We start from the raw sequence: 2,055 nt of genomic DNA on the forward strand, positions 1-2,055 counted from the left end.
GACACCTGTTCTACTGACGAAATGCGTGAGCTTCTCGGGCTTTGATTCTATTCTGTGTAAATGGGTGGAGAAGATATTACTTCAGTTGAGCTCGTTGAGAAATGGGTATACAAGGATCTCCAGTCTGGTTTTACGGCTAGAGAACAAGAAGAAATTCTTGATGACCTAGATGACTTGGAGGATCAACTGACAGTCTGGAGTAGATCCCTTCCAAACGCTGTTGATATTTTAAACGACGTTGCCGGCAAAACAGTTTATCGACGCAGGCAAGGAGGTTTTCGCAGCTACCTCATACGCCAAGGAGACACATTATATTGTATCGGTATAGGTAAACGAGATACAACATACGAGCGTGACCTAAAACAGATAGAAAAAAGAGCAGATTCGTACGATCCTGAAAATAAAGATGAGTAACTCCATACGACATCAAGGTCAGCGGCGTCTAATCCCAGGGGTCTATCCAAACTCTTCATTCGACTGAGACACCGAGTTCAGCGACCTATCGGAGAGTATCGATCTGCTCCGGATCAGAGAAGATCCTGCCTAGGGATCTAAGAGCTAACCAATATTTTCGAAGACTACTAGAAGTGTTGGTTAGCTCTCACGTCGGGGCGACACGCCGCTCTCAGGATCCACGTCCCAGGGCGTCTCACCTTGGGAGTCAGGCAAATCTTCATTACGCTAAGGGTTTAGTAGTACCAGATTTTATTGTAATACAAGAATGTCAAGTAATACAGACAGTGGAGATGTCATCCACGTCTCTAAGAAAGGGCAGGCTACTATCCCGAAGGATCTCCGCGAGAAATTCGGTATCGAAACACCAGGGAAAGTCCTAATCCACGAGGAGGACGGTAAGATAGTAGTCGAACCCCTTCCTTCGGTCAAGGATATGCAGGGAGTACATGGCGAAGAGTACGAGGAGGGCGAGGTTCTCGAACATCTTACTGGGATGAAAGAGGAGGACAAGAATCTCGAACGGGAGCAAGACGAGAAGCTAGGACGACACCGATGACTGACTACGACTATGACTATGTCTTCGACACCGAGCCTCTTATCGCATACCTCTACGACGAGCCCGGGGCTTCGACTGTGACTCGATGTCTCCAGAAGATCGAAAGCGACGAAGATGCGGGAGCGATCTCCCATGCCACTGCGACCGAAATCGTATATAAGGTCGCCCGTCTCGAAACAGGCGACCCGAACCACACCTCACCCAGCGAAACTGAGTACAAAGCCGGGGAACGCGATCTGCGTGTCCTACGTGGCTTTGGATTAACTGTCGAAAACCCATCGTGGAGTACTGTCGCACGTATCAAAGGAGAGGGTGGTATCTCTCTCGGAGACTCGTATGCCGCCGCTCTTGCAGTAGAAGAGAATGCTACTCTCGTAGTCGGGGCAGACCCCGAGTTCGGCGATCTATCCGAGAGTATCGACCTACTCCGAATCAGAGAAGATCCTGCATAGGAGTCTAAGAGCTAACCAACAGATCTAGAGAAATATTAGAAATGTTGGTTAGCTCTCACGTTGAGGCAACACGCCGTTCTCGTGATCCACGCCCTAGGGCGTCTCACCTCGGGTTTTAGAGCCGTTGAGACAGCGAAGATTCGCGACTAACGGGTATGAGTCTGTATTAGAGTTAAGAGAAAACGAGGGGTGTACTCAAGACGATCTTGTCGAAAAAATCGACGTAGAGGACGAGAAAGCCGAGACAGCCGTCGAGAACTTGCCCATAGACGGTTGATTATGGAGACCTCAAACGGGATAAGGGTGGTGTGAACTCATTCGAACTCCTCAAGCTCCTCTATATCTGGTTTTTGCATCTCTTTTACATCCTCTATGTCTTCCTCAGACATATCTGTCTCTTCGAGGAGTTCATCTTGAAGCTTGGTGTGTTTTTCTGTCTTAGACTTGACATCCTCACCCGCCTGAAGTCGGGTGAATCCCAGGTTGGGATATTAAGGTTTGCAGTCTACCCAACGGCTTCTTGCGGTTCGAATCCGCAAGACCGATCATACAGGTAGACCCCAGGTTGTGCCAAGCAACCGATACTCCTAT

The 2,055-nt window shown here is 48.9% G+C and carries 3 protein-coding genes and 1 pseudogene; 3 read left to right on the forward strand and 1 reads right to left on the reverse strand.

The genetic code is table 11. From position 1 onward, the window contains the following. The first annotated feature begins 60 nt into the window (after window positions 1-60). The 3 genes from SV253_04645 to SV253_04655 all read left to right on the forward strand — a co-directional run bounded on the left by SV253_04645 (window position 61) and on the right by SV253_04655 (window position 1,464). Window positions 61-414 carry a hypothetical protein gene (locus SV253_04645; GenBank protein MDY6775352.1) on the forward strand — a complete coding sequence of 118 codons (354 nt, stop codon included), beginning with the start codon at window positions 61-63 and terminating at the stop codon, window positions 412-414. Window positions 415-721: 307 nt separating this feature from the next. Next, entirely contained in the window at window positions 722-1,012 is a 291-nt protein-coding gene (locus tag SV253_04650) for an AbrB/MazE/SpoVT family DNA-binding domain-containing protein (protein ID MDY6775353.1), read from the forward strand. Then, entirely contained in the window at window positions 1,009-1,464 is a 456-nt protein-coding gene (locus tag SV253_04655) for a PIN domain-containing protein (GenBank protein ID MDY6775354.1), read from the forward strand. Before SV253_04650 ends, SV253_04655 begins: the two co-directional genes overlap by 4 nt. Before the next feature lie 491 nt (window positions 1,465-1,955). Here SV253_04655 and SV253_04660 read toward each other — a convergent pair. After that, window positions 1,956-2,055, reverse strand: a pseudogene (locus SV253_04660) (transposase).

The sequence above is a fragment of the Candidatus Afararchaeum irisae genome, from assembly GCA_034190545.1.
GTDB classification, from domain to species: Archaea; Halobacteriota; Halobacteria; order Halobacteriales; family Afararchaeaceae; genus Afararchaeum; species Afararchaeum irisae.